Source organism: Salarchaeum japonicum, assembly GCF_049705945.1.
GTDB lineage: Archaea > Halobacteriota > Halobacteria > Halobacteriales > Halobacteriaceae > Salarchaeum > Salarchaeum japonicum_A.
In genome coordinates this window covers 1,011,905-1,025,757 of record NZ_JBNAMV010000004.1, presented here as the reverse complement: position 1 = coordinate 1,025,757, position 13,853 = coordinate 1,011,905, and the positions used below count along the sequence as shown (strand labels likewise).

At 61.2% G+C, this 13,853-nt stretch carries 11 protein-coding genes, 3 tRNA genes and 3 rRNA genes; 10 read left to right on the top strand and 7 right to left on the bottom strand.

Annotation, left to right across the window (positions count from 1 at the left end; genetic code table 11):
- The first annotated feature begins 97 nt into the window (after positions 1-97).
- From ACOZ4O_RS07235 to ACOZ4O_RS07210, 6 genes are all read left to right on the top strand, one after another.
- Complete coding sequence (locus tag ACOZ4O_RS07235) at positions 98-412, top strand: non-histone chromosomal MC1 family protein (protein WP_424524632.1); 315 nt, start codon at positions 98-100, stop codon at positions 410-412.
- Between the two features lie 953 nt (positions 413-1,365).
- Positions 1,366-2,838 (top strand): 16S ribosomal RNA (locus ACOZ4O_RS07230).
- A 108-nt stretch (positions 2,839-2,946) separates the two neighbouring features.
- Positions 2,947-3,018, top strand: a tRNA-Ala gene (locus tag ACOZ4O_RS07225).
- A 260-nt stretch (positions 3,019-3,278) separates the two neighbouring features.
- Positions 3,279-6,195: ribosomal RNA gene (locus tag ACOZ4O_RS07220) — 23S ribosomal RNA — on the top strand.
- Positions 6,196-6,311: 116 nt separating this feature from the next.
- A 5S ribosomal RNA gene (gene rrf, locus ACOZ4O_RS07215) occupies positions 6,312-6,433 on the top strand.
- The 16S, 23S and 5S rRNA genes sit together here with 2 tRNA genes alongside, the layout of an rRNA operon.
- Before the next feature lie 126 nt (positions 6,434-6,559).
- Positions 6,560-6,635 (top strand) — tRNA-Cys (locus tag ACOZ4O_RS07210).
- Between the two features lie 216 nt (positions 6,636-6,851).
- On the opposite strand, the gene ACOZ4O_RS07205 is transcribed toward ACOZ4O_RS07210, so the two are convergent.
- Both ACOZ4O_RS07205 and ACOZ4O_RS07200 read right to left on the bottom strand, forming a co-directional pair.
- Entirely contained in the window at positions 6,852-7,064 is a 213-nt protein-coding gene (locus ACOZ4O_RS07205) for a hypothetical protein (protein ID WP_424524631.1), read from the bottom strand.
- Positions 7,065-7,227: 163 nt separating this feature from the next.
- Positions 7,228-7,920 carry a plastocyanin/azurin family copper-binding protein gene (locus tag ACOZ4O_RS07200; RefSeq protein WP_424524630.1) on the bottom strand — a complete coding sequence of 231 codons (693 nt, stop codon included), beginning with the start codon at positions 7,918-7,920 and terminating at the stop codon, positions 7,228-7,230.
- A gap of 191 nt (positions 7,921-8,111) precedes the next feature.
- Between ACOZ4O_RS07200 and ACOZ4O_RS07195 the strand changes: the two genes are divergently transcribed.
- Genes ACOZ4O_RS07195 through ACOZ4O_RS07180 form a run of 4 tightly spaced genes read left to right on the top strand, consistent with a single transcriptional unit; the run spans position 8,112 to position 11,062 of the window.
- Positions 8,112-8,693: a hypothetical protein gene (locus ACOZ4O_RS07195; RefSeq protein ID WP_424524629.1), complete on the top strand. Its 582-nt coding sequence runs from the start codon at positions 8,112-8,114 to the stop codon at positions 8,691-8,693.
- The gene (locus tag ACOZ4O_RS07190; RefSeq protein WP_424524628.1) at positions 8,693-9,382 is read left to right on the top strand and encodes a ubiquinol-cytochrome c reductase iron-sulfur subunit; all 690 of its coding nucleotides are present in this window, start codon (positions 8,693-8,695) and stop codon (positions 9,380-9,382) included. Before ACOZ4O_RS07195 ends, ACOZ4O_RS07190 begins: the two co-directional genes overlap by 1 nt.
- Before the next feature lies 1 nt (position 9,383).
- Positions 9,384-10,889, top strand: coding sequence for a cytochrome b (locus tag ACOZ4O_RS07185; protein WP_424524627.1), 1,506 nt, complete (start codon positions 9,384-9,386; stop codon positions 10,887-10,889).
- The gene (locus ACOZ4O_RS07180) at positions 10,889-11,062 is read left to right on the top strand and encodes a hypothetical protein (protein WP_424524626.1); all 174 of its coding nucleotides are present in this window, start codon (positions 10,889-10,891) and stop codon (positions 11,060-11,062) included. The genes ACOZ4O_RS07185 and ACOZ4O_RS07180 overlap by 1 nt, the downstream gene beginning before the upstream one ends.
- Here ACOZ4O_RS07180 and ACOZ4O_RS07175 read toward each other — a convergent pair.
- The 5 genes from ACOZ4O_RS07175 to ACOZ4O_RS07155 all read right to left on the bottom strand — a co-directional run bounded on the left by ACOZ4O_RS07175 (position 11,043) and on the right by ACOZ4O_RS07155 (position 13,815).
- On the bottom strand, positions 11,043-11,297 hold the full coding sequence (locus tag ACOZ4O_RS07175) for a glutaredoxin family protein (protein WP_424524625.1): 255 nt from the start codon (positions 11,295-11,297) through the stop codon (positions 11,043-11,045). The genes ACOZ4O_RS07180 and ACOZ4O_RS07175 overlap by 20 nt on opposite strands.
- A 53-nt stretch (positions 11,298-11,350) precedes the next feature.
- The gene (locus tag ACOZ4O_RS07170) at positions 11,351-11,563 is read right to left on the bottom strand and encodes a hypothetical protein (RefSeq protein WP_424524624.1); all 213 of its coding nucleotides are present in this window, start codon (positions 11,561-11,563) and stop codon (positions 11,351-11,353) included.
- Positions 11,564-11,734: 171 nt separating this feature from the next.
- Positions 11,735-11,808 (bottom strand) — tRNA-Lys (locus ACOZ4O_RS07165).
- Positions 11,809-11,853: 45 nt separating this feature from the next.
- Entirely contained in the window at positions 11,854-12,519 is a 666-nt protein-coding gene (locus tag ACOZ4O_RS07160) for a DUF7119 family protein (RefSeq protein ID WP_424524623.1), read from the bottom strand.
- Positions 12,520-12,561: 42 nt separating this feature from the next.
- Positions 12,562-13,815, bottom strand: coding sequence for an MBL fold metallo-hydrolase (locus ACOZ4O_RS07155; protein WP_424524622.1), 1,254 nt, complete (start codon positions 13,813-13,815; stop codon positions 12,562-12,564).
- Positions 13,816-13,853: the final 38 nt, after the last annotated feature.

The following is a 13,853-nucleotide window of genomic DNA, read 5'->3' as shown; positions in this document are numbered from 1 at the left end:
TTTTCCGGGTTTCTCCTGCCGAAACTCCGCTATATGCGGTTGAATTTGCCGATATATTTATGAGAGGGCCTGTGCTTGGTTGGCATGGTGCAAAACCATGGCACGTGAGGACGGTAAACGGAACTTCGCACTCCGCGACGTCGACGGGAACGAGACGAGCGTATTCAGCGGGAACACGCCACGACAGGCCGCACTGAAAGCGGCTCGTCGTCTCGAGGACGTTGCTGACTCGGAACAGCACGCGGAACACCACGAGATACGGCTCCGCGAGAAAGGCTCCGACAAGGTACACATCTACGAGGCGTGGGCCTGGGAGGAGGACTCCCCAGGAGACTCTCCCGACTGGATGCCGGGCCAAATCACTAAGGCAAACGTCTCGAAGCAAGGCATCAAACACGTCGAAGACATCTGACTCGGCTACTCCGCGCGTGTGAGCCGTCGCGGATAGCTTTGCGTCGCGGAACCCACGCTGTTAACACCGTCCGTTCGCGTACGTGGGGATGCGCGGGAAACACCCGACTCGACCGGACGGACGACCGTGGGATGATCAGTCGGCCTCCGCCCGCGCTACAGTTCTCTCGACCGACGCTTCGGGCAGCTGTGCACTCGTCTCGTGAGAACGCTCACCGTGTCGCCGTCTCCCGAACAGGGTAGTGGTTCGACGGCGTTAAGTGTAACCCGGCACTCGAATGGAATGCGAACGACGTGACGTGGCCCGGTCGCCCGGAGCCACCGACGCACGCCCGTCCAACCCCTTCGGAATCGAATCCGGCTCGTCTTTGACGAACCTGATTCAACACCCTTAAGTGGCACTCGGACTTTCGTACGAATGCGAACGACGAGGTGGCGTAGCACTCCTACGCTACTGACGCACGCATTCGACGTTCCGGGTCGGCATGCAACTCACCTCTCGCGAGGTGGGAACGATGCCCTTAAGTGGTTATCTCCCTTCGGAATGAATGTGAACGACGAGGTGGCGTGGCACTCCCACGGCACTGATGTTCTACATTCGACGAGGGTCGGCCGCGGTTCGCCTCTGGCGAATCTGATTCAACGGCCTTAAGTAATACCCGAACGTTGGATGGAATGCGAACGTCGCGTGGAAGCGTCCCCCGCTTCCACGGCTCGGGCCTGTGGAGTTCCGATGGGTTTAATACCCGAAACTCCTTACATTCAGGTCCGAAGGAAATGAGGATCCTACCCCTGCGGTCCGCCGTACAGATGGGATCTGATGTTAGCCCTGATGGATTGGTGATATCCGATTGGCCTCATTAGAGCCAATCATTTGCAATGGAAGCACCATGTACTTTGGTGCTCCCGCCAAGCTGGAGGCTTGACCTCCAGCAGCTGGGTTTATCCCAGCACATTCCGGTTGATCCTGCCGGAGGTCATTGCTATCGGAGTTCGATTTAGCCATGCTAGTTGTGCGAGTTCATACTCGCGGCAGATAGCTCAGTAACACGTGGCCAAGCTACCCTGTGGAGAGGAATAATCTCGGGAAACTGAGGCTAACTCCTCATAAGACTCTTCTTCTGGAAGGAGTTGAGTTGGAAACGCTACGGCGCCACAGGATGCGGCTGCGGTCGATTAGGTAGACGGTGGGGTAACGGCCCACCGTGCCTATAATCGGTACGGGTTGTGAGAGCAAGAGCCCGGAGACGGAATCTGAGACAAGATTCCGGGCCCTACGGGGCGCAGCAGGCGCGAAACCTTTACACTGCACGACAGTGCGATAAGGGAACTCCGAGTGCGAGGGCATAGAGCCCTCGCTTTTGTGAACCGTAAGGTGGTTCACGAATAAGGGCTGGGCAAGACCGGTGCCAGCCGCCGCGGTAATACCGGCAGCCCAAGTGATGACCGATATTATTGGGCCTAAAGCGTCCGTAGCTGGCCGCGCAAGTCCGTTGGGAAATCTGCTCGCTTAACGAGCAGGCGTCCAGCGGAAACTGTGTGGCTTGGGACCGGAAGACCTGAGGGGTACGTCCGGGGTAGGAGTGAAATCCTGTAATCCTGGACGGACCACCGGTGGCGAAAGCGCCTCAGGAGGACGGATCCGACAGTGAGGGACGAAAGCTAGGGTCTCGAACCGGATTAGATACCCGGGTAGTCCTAGCTGTAAACGATGCCCGCTAGGTGTGGCGCAGGCTACGAGCCTGCGCTGTGCCGTAGGGAAGCCGAGAAGCGGGCCGCCTGGGAAGTACGTCTGCAAGGATGAAACTTAAAGGAATTGGCGGGGGAGCACTACAACCGGAGGAGCCTGCGGTTTAATTGGACTCAACGCCGGACATCTCACCAGAACCGACAGCAGTAATGACGGTCAGGTTGATGACCTTACCCGAGGCTGCTGAGAGGAGGTGCATGGCCGCCGTCAGCTCGTACCGTGAGGCGTCCTGTTAAGTCAGGCAACGAGCGAGACCCGCATCCTTAATTGCCAGCAGCACGCCTGTCGTGGCTGGGTACATTAGGGAGACTGCCGTGGCTAACACGGAGGAAGGAACGGGCAACGGTAGGTCAGTATGCCCCGAATGTTCTGGGCAACACGCGGGCTACAATGGTCGAGACAATGGGATGCGACACCGAAAGGTGAAGCTAATCTCCTAAACTCGATCGTAGTTCGGATTGAGGACTGAAACTCGTCCTCATGAAGCTGGATTCGGTAGTAATCGCGTGTCAGCAGCGCGCGGTGAATACGTCCCTGCTCCTTGCACACACCGCCCGTCAAAGCACCCGAGTGAGGTCCGGATGAGGCCACCATGCGGTGGTCGAATCTGGGCTTCGCAAGGGGGCTTAAGTCGTAACAAGGTAGCCGTAGGGGAATCTGCGGCTGGATCACCTCCAACGATCGAGACCAGAGCGTTGCTCTGGCTCACCTTTGGCGATTGGCTCTTTTGAGCCCAATCGGACACCTACAATCCATCAGGGCTAACGAACCTCCAGTTCGGAGGTGGGCCCATAGCTCAGTGGTAGAGTGCCTCCTTTGCAAGGAGGATGCCCTGGGTTCGAATCCCAGTGGGTCCATTACTCTCAACTCGGACGCGAACCGTGCCCCTTAAGTGGGACACGGCGCAACGTTGAGTTGAGTTCGACTGATGCACCAGCCGGCGAGAGCGTGGCTGGGAAGGGTCGATGTACGCTCCCGTGTCACCCACGGGACGTGCGATGAAGACCGTGTGTACGTGCAATCCAGGCGTCCACTGGACTCGTTCATCATTCGTGATGAACGAAATCCAAATCCTCACCATTTCTATGGTGAGTCTCTCACCACTTTGTGGTGAGTATCAACGTGGCTACTGTGCCACTTGGTGGATGGCTCGGCTCGGAAGCCGAAGAAGGACGTGCCAAGCTGCGATAAGCCTGAGGGAGCCGCACGGAGGCTAAGAACTCAGGATTTCCTAATGGGAATCCCTTTACAATTGCTTTGCGCAATGGGGAACGTCGGGAATTGAAACATCTTAGTACCGACAGGAAGAGAAACCGAACGGGACGCCGTTAGTAACCGCGAGTGAAAGCGGCACAGTCCAAACCGAAGCCTTCACGGGCAATGTGGTGTTCGGACTGACTCTCATCGCCGGAAAGTCTGTCTGAAGTCTCCTGAAACGGAGCGCGATACAGGGTGACAGCCCCGTAATACAGTCAAGTACGGCGTGCGTCAGTTCCAGAGTAGCGGGGATCGGAAATTCCTCGTGACTATGGCCGGCATCGACGGCCAAGACTAAGTACTCTCCGAGACCGATAGTGAACAAGTAGCGTGAGCGAACGCTGAAAAGCACCCTCAAACGGGGGGTGAAATAGGGCCTGAAATCAAGTGGCGATGGAGCGACGGGGCATAAAAGGCCTCTTCATGAACGACCCGACCGCAAGGTCGCAGTAGGACTGAAGAGGAGCCGATGTTCCGTCGTACGTTTTGAAAAACGAGCCAGGGAGTGTGTTTGTTTGGCGAGTCTAACTGGAGTATCCAGGAAGGCATAGGGAAACCGATACGGCCGCAGTCTTACGACCAGGGCCACCGTCTTCAAGGGCGGGGAGTCAAACGGACACGACCCGAAACCGGACGATCTATGCGAGTGCAAGGTGAAGCATGGCGAAAGCCATGTGGAGGCCTGTTAGGGTTGGTGTCTTACAATACCCTCCCGTGACATTCGTATAGGGGTGAAAGGCCCATCGAGTTCGGCAACAGCTGGTTCCAACCGAAACATGTCGAAGCATGACCTCTGCTGAGGTAGTTCGTGGGGTAGAGCGACCGATTGGGGAGTCCAACTCCGAGAGGAGTTGGCCCCCCTGTCAAACTCCGAACCTACGAACGCCGCTGACGCAGGGAATCCGGTGTGCGGGGTAAGCCTGTGCACCGTGAGGGAGACAACCCAGAGCTTGGTTAAGGTCCCAAAGTACGAACTAAGTGCGATTGAAGGTTGTTCCAAGCCCTAGACAGCCGGGAGGTGAGCTTAGAAGCAGCTACCCTCTAAGAAAAGCGTAACAGCTTACCGGCCGAGGTTTGGAGCGCCCAAAATGATCGGGGCTCAAGTTCGTCACCGAGACCTAGCAGCACGAGTAACATCGTGATCTTGTAGGTTGGCACTCTGTTCGGGCGGAAGCATGGTCGAGAGATCGTGTGGACCGAATAGGGAAGAAAATCCTGGCCATAGTAGCAGCGTTAGTCGGGTAAGAATCCCGACGACCGAAAGAGCAAGGGTTCCTCGACAATGTTCATCAGTCGAGGGTTAGCCGGTCCTAAGTCCCGTCGTAATTCGAGCGGGACAAAAGGGAAACAGGTTAATATTCCTGTGCTATCATACACCCAAAGCTGACGCCTCAGGAAACATCGAGCCGGGCTTTCGCCCGGTCGAATCAAGGAAGCCCGTGGAAGCCGTAATGGCACGAAGCGAGCGAAGCTTGAGATAGGAAAACTCGATGGTACCTGGGGCCCATGAAAAAGCGAGTATGATATCCGTACCGAGATCCGACACAGGTGCTCTGGCGGCGAAAGCCAAGGTCTGTCGGGGACAACCGACGTCAGGGAATTCGGCAAATTGGTCCCGTAAGTTCGCGATAAGGGATGCCTGCCCCGGAATGGGGCAGGTCTCAGTAACCCGGAGGCTCCGACTGTCTAATAACAACATAGGTGACCGCAAATCCGCAAGGACTCGTACGGTCACTGAATCCTGCCCAGTGCAGGTATCTGAACACCCAGTACAATGGGACGAAGGACCTGTTAACGGCGGGGGTAACTATGACCCTCTTAAGGTAGCGTAGTACCTTGCCGCTTCAGTAGCGGCTTGCATGAATGGATCAACGAGAGCCTCACTGTCCCGACGTTGGGCCCGGTGAACTGTACGTTCCAGTGCGGAGTCTGGAGACCCCCAAGGGGAAGCGAAGACCCTATAGAGCTTTACTGCAGGCTGTCGCTGGGACACGGTCGCTGATGTGCAGCATAGGTAGGAGGCGTTACACAGGTATCCGCGCTAGCGGACCACCGAGCCATCAGTGAAATACTACCCGTCAGTGACTGTGACCCTCACTCCGGGAGGAGGACACCGGTAGCCGGGCAGTTTGACTGGGGCGGTACGCGCTCGAAAAGATATCGAGCGCGCCCTAAGTTCATCTCATCCGAGTCGGAGACTCGGAGAAGAGCGCAAGAGCATAAGATGAGCTGACAGTGTCCTACACAACGAGGGACGCTGACGCGAAAGCGTGGTCTAGCGATCTTATGAGCCCGCCCGATGCGGGCCATAAGCGACAGAAAAGCTACCTTAGGGATAACAGAGTCGTCACTCGCAAGAGCACATATCGACCGAGTGGCTTGCTACCTCGATGTCGGTTCCCTCCATCCTGCCCGTGCAGAAGCGGGCAAGGGTGAGGTTGTTCGCCTATTAAAGGAGGTCGTGAGCTGGGTTTAGACCGTCGTGAGACAGGTCGGCTGCTATCTATTGGGGGTGTTCGGTGTCTGACGAGAACGTTCGTATAGTACGAGAGGAACTACGAACGGCTGCCACTGGTGTACCGGTTGTCCGAGAGGGCATGTGCCGGGCAGCTACGCAGCACGGGGTAAGAGCTGAAAGCATCTAAGCTCGAAACCCACTTGGAAAAGAGACACCGCTGAGATCACTCGTAGAAGACGAGTTCGATAGACTCGGGATGTACGCGCCGAGGCAACGAGGCGTTCAGTCCGCGAGCACTAACAGATCGAAGCCACACCATTCGTACGTTCAACACGATGTTGAGCGAGTCCAGGCGCAATTTGGATTGCACGTATTACACGGTCAGTTTGACCACCGACGTTTGGCGTACCACGGTTCGATTCCGTGGGTCGGCGTTAAGGCGGCCATAGCGGCGGGGCCACTCCCGTACCCATCCCGAACACGGAAGATAAGCCCGCCTGCGTTCCGGTCAGTACTGGAGTGCGCGAGCCTCTGGGAAATTCGGTTCGCCGCCTACCATTCATACTTAGCCCCGAACAGCGCGATAGCTGTTCGGGGCTTTCTGCATTTATTTCGGGGAGCGGTGCCACCGGGCGGTGGCGTTCCGCAATCCCTAAATCGGCTGGCGGTCAAGCGAGACGTGTGCCAAGGTGGCAGAGTCCGGCCTAACGCAGCGGCCTGCAGAGCCGCCCATCGCCGGTTCAAATCCGGCCCTTGGCTTTCCTAACCTTCTTACAATCTGCGATAGAGCGACCGCTTGGCGCGAGACTACTCGATATACGAGGTTATCGTTCGCTGTCCAGAATCTACGGCGGACGACGAAGTCGTTTGCGTGGCTGTTGCTGTGGCTCGTCCGCCACGGTCGATCTTTTCGAGTGCTATCGTCCCGAGCACGTCGAGAACCTGTTGGGCTGCTCTGACGATGCCCTCCGCTACTCACTCTTCAACATCGAACTCTAGCTGGACAATCCACTTGAGGAACGAATGGATCGGTTCACGCTTTACGAGCGGAGAAGCGTAGGTTTTGATTGCACGGATGGCGCGTTTGACGGGCTTGTAGAACAGGTCACAGACGACGACGGCGTCGTCTTGCTTCGTGACTTTCAGTCGGTCACACTCGAACTTCCAATTGACGCTGTCCGAGCTCATATGTCATTATCGAACGCGAAAGTAGAAAAAGGAACACGTTGGTACGGTTTCCGTCGTTGGTGGTTGAACTGTGTCCGTTCGAACTTGAGTGGCGACGCTGCGTGGTTGTTTTGGAGGCGTGAATCCCAGGGTAGTGTGCTCGAAGAGGGGTCGCGAGAAGGGTTTATTCGAGTCCGGTCTGGGTGTCGTCGGAGTTCTTGTAGCGGCCGGAGAGCACGTCGTATTCGCTGAGCATGTATGCGTTCCCGAGGCCGAAGAGGGTGAGTGCGCCGACGGCGAGTCCGGGGAGGGAGCCGGCACCGGTGTTGGGGATGAACGGGTAGGAGAGAGCTTTCTCTTCGACGATGGTTTCGGAGTCGGGGACGACGCCGGAGCCGACGCTGTCCGGGATGGAGCCTTCCGCGCCGGGACCGCCGGGTTCGCCGACGACGAGGCGGGCGACCATGCCGAGTGTCTTGTGGGGGATGCAGTAGTAGTCGTAGGTTCCTTCGGTTTCGAAGGTGTGCGTGAACGTTGCACCGTCTTCGGTGAGGGTGCCGCTGTTCCAGCTCTCGGCGCCTTCGGGGATGCGACGGACGCTGGACTGGGGGTTGTCCGTGGTGTAGGAGGTCGCGCTGTGGTCGCCGGACGCGTTCACCCACTGGACGGTGTCGCCGGGTTCGATGTGGATGCCGACGGGGTCGAAGTAGTATTCGCTGCTCTCCGTGTACATGTTGACGACGTACGGGTCGTCCTCGGTGCCGCTTCCTTGCCGCGGGTCGCTACCTTCACCGTCTTCTTGGGCGGTGGCCGTGGTGGTGGTGAGCGCGAGTGCACTCGTGCCGGCCGCGCCCGCGAGGAATTCCCTCCTGTTCATGATTAGTGTGTCCGTGTGGACGGTTCTAGTTGGGTTTGGGACGGGGAGTGTTGAAGTGGTTTCGGTTGGGCGGCCGTCTCGCGTTCAGCGTAACCGAAACAACGATGTATGTCTCTCCCAATTTCCCCACTAGAAGTCCAACTATCGACTGTCGTCCGGTTCCGGGCGGCGTCATGGACACGAAGCTTGATATGAGACGGGAAACCGCTGTCATCGTACTGCTCATCAGCGCCGTACTGGTGCCGATGTGGTTCGTCGCTCTGGCGAGTGGCGGCCACGCGGGGGGCGAGGAGATCGCTCTCCAGCCGGCGCCGAACAGTTCACTGAATCCGACTGGGTACTTCATCGACGCGCCGACGGAGATTAACGTCAACGTCGCGGGTGTGGTGACCTGGTTGGGTCTGTTCGGCCTGTTCGGGATGCTCTTCGCGAGCATCCGGTTCGCGCACCGTGTGGGGCGTTCGGGTGAGCCGATCGAACCGACCGATGGAACAGACCTCAACCTCCCTGGGTACCTTGAATCCGAGCACCGGAGCGTCGTTGCGTACTGGCCGGCGAAGGCGAACCTGACCGGCGTGTGGCTGGTCGGTGGGTTCACGTTCGCGACCGTCGTGTTCGCGGCGTTGCTCGCGAGCGAAGTGTTCGGCGCGGCCCGCCACCAGTTCCTCGGGTTCTACGGGGCGTTGTTGTGCGTGAGCCTCGCGGAGACGGTGTTGCTCTACTACACGTACTTCACCCCGAGTATTGACGTTGCGGAGGAACGCGACCACTAATGTCCACGAACGACGACACCACGACGGCGGATGCGGAACAGGAACCGGAGCCAGAGGGAGAACCAGAGCCCGAGCAGCCCGCTGAGCGGGATACGCTCGTCGAGACGCGGCGGAACGCGGCGAAGCTCTTCGCGGGTATCGCGGGCGCGGCGGCTATCGGGTCGTTCGCGGTGAACGGCCTCGTGGGTGTCGACTCCGCGGCCGCGAAGGATACGTCGACGCTGACGTACGAGACGATGTACGTGAGCGGCACCCACCTGGTCGACCAGGAGGGGAACCGTCTCGGTCTGGATGCGCTTCCCGCCGGGAGCGGTGAGACGATGACCGTGTTCCCGGAGGCGGAGGGCGGCGGCGCGCTCACGGCTGCAGGGCAGACGGCGACGCTGCTCATGCGGTTCGAGCAGGGTCAGTACTCGGAGCCGACGAATCTCGACGGGACCGTCGAGGGGTACGCGGCGTACTCGAAGGTGTGCACGCACGCGGGCTGTCAGGTCAGTCAGCGCGACGGCCAGGACCTCCTGTGTCCGTGCCACCAGAGCGTGTTCGACCCCTTGAACGGCTGTGAGGTCGTCGGGGGACCGGCACCGCGCCCGCTCCCACAGCTCCCGATCGGTGTGACGGAGGAGGGAGAGCTCTTGATGGCAACTGGTCACTTCGAGGCGCCTATCGGGGCGGGAGGCGGCGAGTGATATGAGCACGGAGACAGATCAGAACCCCGCGGAGGGAACGGCGTCGGAGGACGAGAACCCGAGCCGTGTCTACCGCTGGCTCGATGACCGCTTGGAACTCGACGATACGTTCCTCGGGAAGGCGTTCCCTGAGGACGCGTACGGCTCGTTCCTCCTCGGTGAGGTGAGCCTGTTCACGTTCGCCATCCTCGTTCTAACCGGGACGTTCCTCGGCCTGATTTACACGCCGAGCACCACCGCCGTCGAGTACACGGGACGTGTCGCGGCGTACGCGGGCACGGAGCTTCCGGCGGCGTTCGCGTCCGTTCTCCAGATCACGTACGGAACGCGGTTCGGGATGACGCTTCGGATGGTGCATCACTGGGCGGCGTTCCTGTTCGTCGCCGCGATGGGGCTCCACATGCTCCGCGTGTTCTTCGCGGGCTCCTACCGGAACCCCCGTGAGTTGAACTGGATCGTCGGCAGTACCCTCCTCTTCCTCGGTCTCGCGGAGGGATTCCTCGGGTACGCGCTGCCTTTCGACGAGTACAGCGCGACCGCGACCGGTATCGGATACGAGATTGCGGGAACCATCCCGTTCATCGGGAAGCAACTCCAGTACCTCGTGTTCGGCGGGTCGTGGCCGGCGGCCGCGGACACGATCATTCCGCGGTTGTTCTTCCTGCACGTGTTCCTCGTGCCACTCGTCATCGGCGGCCTCATCGCCGTCCACATGTTACTGCTGGTGCGGCAGAAGCACACGGAACAGAAGGGCGAGCGCCACGACTCCGACAGCGGTCCTGAGTCCGGCGACCAGAGTTACGTCGTCGGCACGCCGCTGTTCCCGAACCAGGCGATGGTCACCATCGTCGTGTTCCTGATGACGTTCGCGGTGTTGTTCCTACTAGCGGCGTTCTTCCCCGTCCAGCGCCTCCCAATCTGGGGGCCGAGCGACCCGGCATCGACGCCAGCGAACGTCGGGCCGGACTGGTACCTCATGTGGCCGTTCGGCATCCTGAAGATCATCCCGGCGATCCCGTTCCACGACGCGATTTCGAGCGTGCTCGGCGGTATCCCGGTCGGTGAGTTCATCGCAGGCGTTGTTCTGCCCGGAATCATCGCCACGGTGCTCGTGCTCTGGCCGTTCATCGACTACTCGGAGCACGAGGTTCACTTCACGGCGGATCCGCTTGACCGGCCGTTCCCCACTGCTGTCGGCGTGGGCGCTATCTCGCTTATCGTGATGCTCTCGATGGCCGGGATGAACGCGACGGTTGCGACGGTCGTTAACGGACTCGTCCACTGGGCGACGCCGATACCGGTGCTCGGCGGCCTGTTCACGTTCGTGTTCACGCAGGCGCCGGTGACGACGGAGGAGGTCACGCTTCCGCTTCAGATAGCGACTGTCAGCGTGCCGCTCCTCGAAGGCATTATCGTCTACGTGATGCTCGCCCGGCGTAAGCGCCGGAACGGCATCAAGGACCCGAGTGAGGCGGCGGCCGCGCGTGCGGCGAGCCAGGACGACTGATGGTGTCGCTGGCCCCCCGAGCGTACCGCGCGCTCGACGTGGGGTCGAAACTCCTCGGACTCGTTCTTCTCGCCGCCGCGCTCGGCGGCGACGCGGGCGCGTACGCGATTCCCGCCGCACTTCTCGGTCTCGCGTTCGGCCTTCTCACCGTCTTTATCGACGTTGACGACTGAGTCTGGCTTCGAGTTCGCCGGCGTTCACGCGAAACTTGAACGCCGGGTCGTCGTCCACGAACACGTACGGCACGCGTTCGCCGTACTCCTCCCGTAACGCCGGGTCGTCATCCACGTCCACTTCCTCGATAACCACGTCGACGTCCACGCGCTCGCGAACTGCTTCGATGGTCTCGATGGCGTCCTCGCAGAGATGGCAGTCCTCCCGCGAGTACACCGTCACGCGAACAGCCATACCCGCGAGTACGCGGTGACGCCCGTTATCGCTTCCTAAAAACGAACTCTCGTCTACGCGGTCGTATGCACGAAGTACGCCAACCCCAGGCCGATGACAATCGCCGACAGCGCACCCACTATCTGTCCGACGGTGACGACCACGCTGTTCGCGTACTGCCACGGCATCCCCACAAGCGTCCCCACACCCATCAACGCGACGAGCACGCCCACAACCACACCGAGGACGTCGAGCTCGTCCTTGAAAACACCGATATCGAGGTTCATACCCGCCACCTCGAACTCGACACCAAAAGCACTACCGGAACCACCTCTACGAAGCGTGTCGCCAGAAAGCAGGCCGGGCGCGATTTGAATTGCGTCAGACTCGCTATCGCTCGCCTGACTAACCCAAATCGTGCTGGCCGCTTCGCTCCTCACCAGTGTTCGTCGCAGAAGCGGGCCGGGCGCGATTTGAACACGCGACCGTCTGGTTAAAAGCCAGACGCTCTGCCAAACTGAGCTACCGGCCCTTATTCGTACGTGGGTGCTGGCGTGGTTAAACGTTTACCATCCGTCTAGTCGTCGCGGAAGTCGTCGAGGGCGTCGGCGACGATGTCGCCGGGGGCGGTGTCGGTCATGGCGGCGCGTCGGCGGAGGTCGCGGTACGCGTCCGGGGGGAGTGTGAGCGTGAGTTCGCCGGGGGTGACGCCGTGCTCGCGGAGCGCGTCGTCGAGACTGCGGCCGTCGTTCACGTCGCTCGCGACGCGGCGGACTTGGCGGACGGTGAGGTCGTTGTCGAGGACGGCCCACGCGAGCCGGAGGCGGGCGTCGCCGCTGACGCGCGCAATGTGTTTCGCGGCGGTGGGCGGGATGTGGCCGAGCGCGACGTGCCGGCGGACGGGCTGTGGGAGGTCGTGGACGCGCGCCCATTTCCGGATGAACGGCACTGTCACGTCGCCGCCGGCGCGTTCGGCGGCGGCCGTGTAGGATTGTTCTGCGCGGACGAGCGCGGCGCACGCGGCGGCGCCGCGGAGCATCGCGAGATGGTCGTCGCCCAACTCTCCGCGCTCGAACCTGCGGACGGCGTCGACGGCGGCGGCGACGCGTTCGGGGTCGTCGGGGTCGAAGGAGACGGCGTCCGCGGCGTGGTCGCCGACGACGCGTTCGTCGCCCCGGATGACGGGTTCGCCGACGGGTGATTCGCGGTCGGTCGGCGGGAGGTCGTCCGGCGTCTCGGTCATACGCGGTATAACCGGCGTCGGTACAAACGTCTGTTCGTCGCGTCAGACCCTGACGGTCTCCCCGCGCTCGGGAGCGCTCGCAGTCCACCCGTCGTCGCGGAGTTCGTCGGCGAACGTCCGGCAGCGGTCGCCGTGGTTCACGAGCACCGACGCGTTCCGATAGGCGTCGAGGAAGTCGAGGATTCCGTCGCGGTCGGCGTGCGCGGAGAAGTCGTACTGGTCGACGCGCGCGCTCACTCGCATCCGCCGCCCGTCGAGTTCCGTCTGTCCGGTGTCGAGGAGTTCCCGGCCGGGCGTTCCCTCGACTTGATGGCCGGTGAACGCGACGAGGTTTCGCGGGTGGCCGGCGATTTCGGGGACATAGGTCATCGCGGGGCCGCCGGAGAGCATCCCGGACGTGGTGACGACGACGGTGTTCTGCGCGGCGATGCGTTTCTTCTGCCCCTGTCGGCCGGTGACGAATCGTGCGTGTCCTTTCGCGCGCCGCAGCGCGTCCGCGTCTCGGAGGAACTCGGGGTGTTGGAGGACGCTCCGCGTCACGTCCTTTCCCATGCCGTCGACGTAGCAATCGATGTCGTACGCCTCGCACACCATGAGCACCTCCTGGGTGCGGCCGATGGCGAACGCGGGCACGACGACAGTACCACCCTCCCAGACGGTGCGCGCGACCCGTTCCGCGAACCGCTCCTCGACCGCGCCCCGGTCGTCGTGTTCCACATCGCTGTACGTGCTCTCTACGATGACTGCGTCCGCGTCTGGACGCGCCCGTGACCCCGCGACGAGGCGCTGGCCGCCAACGCCGTCCGCGTCGTGGTCGTCGACGTGGAAGTCGCCCGTGTAGAGCAGTCGAGTGTCCCCATCGTCAATCAGGACGTGGGCGCTCCCGGGGATGTGTCCGGCGTTGTAGAACGTCACCTCGTAGCCCGCGGCCTCGAACGACTCTCCGTAGCCGTGCGTCACCGACACCTCGCTCATCCGGTGGACGTCCGTCTCCGTGAACGGACACGCGAGCGTCCCGCCGTGGAGTTTCAGGGTGTCGCGGGCGAGCGTGTTGGCGAGGTCTCTCGTCGGTGGTGTCCAGTGGATCAGCGGGCGGGCGTCCCCGGAGAGGAGGCTCGGGAGCGCGCCGACGTGGTCGAGGTGGCCGTGCGAGACGACGACCGCGTCCGGGTCGGCGTCCAGCGGGAACTGCGGCGGGTTCCCGGTGAGCATCCCGTAGTCGAGCAGGAGGCTGTCGTCGACGAGTATCGCGCTCCGCCCGACCTCGCGCGCCCCTCCGAGGAACCGTATCTCCATCACGTCCTCCTACCGGCCGCGGCGGTTTGGGTTCGTCG

What these genes read in the sequence shown, in the direction of transcription:
- ACOZ4O_RS07235 (WP_424524632.1), top strand. Translation starts at nt 98, where the DNA reads ATGGCACGTGAGGACGGTAAACGGAACTTCGCACTCCGCGACGTCGAC.
- ACOZ4O_RS07205 (WP_424524631.1), bottom strand. Translation starts at nt 7,064, where the DNA reads ATGAGCTCGGACAGCGTCAATTGGAAGTTCGAGTGTGACCGACTGAAA.
- ACOZ4O_RS07200 (WP_424524630.1), bottom strand. Translation starts at nt 7,920, where the DNA reads ATGAACAGGAGGGAATTCCTCGCGGGCGCGGCCGGCACGAGTGCACTC.
- ACOZ4O_RS07195 (WP_424524629.1), top strand. Translation starts at nt 8,112, where the DNA reads ATGAGACGGGAAACCGCTGTCATCGTACTGCTCATCAGCGCCGTACTG.
- ACOZ4O_RS07190 (WP_424524628.1), top strand. Translation starts at nt 8,693, where the DNA reads ATGTCCACGAACGACGACACCACGACGGCGGATGCGGAACAGGAACCG.
- ACOZ4O_RS07185 (WP_424524627.1), top strand. Translation starts at nt 9,384, where the DNA reads ATGAGCACGGAGACAGATCAGAACCCCGCGGAGGGAACGGCGTCGGAG.
- ACOZ4O_RS07180 (WP_424524626.1), top strand. Translation starts at nt 10,889, where the DNA reads ATGGTGTCGCTGGCCCCCCGAGCGTACCGCGCGCTCGACGTGGGGTCG.
- ACOZ4O_RS07175 (WP_424524625.1), bottom strand. Translation starts at nt 11,297, where the DNA reads ATGGCTGTTCGCGTGACGGTGTACTCGCGGGAGGACTGCCATCTCTGC.
- ACOZ4O_RS07170 (WP_424524624.1), bottom strand. Translation starts at nt 11,563, where the DNA reads ATGAACCTCGATATCGGTGTTTTCAAGGACGAGCTCGACGTCCTCGGT.
- ACOZ4O_RS07160 (WP_424524623.1), bottom strand. Translation starts at nt 12,519, where the DNA reads ATGACCGAGACGCCGGACGACCTCCCGCCGACCGACCGCGAATCACCC.
- ACOZ4O_RS07155 (WP_424524622.1), bottom strand. Translation starts at nt 13,815, where the DNA reads ATGGAGATACGGTTCCTCGGAGGGGCGCGCGAGGTCGGGCGGAGCGCG.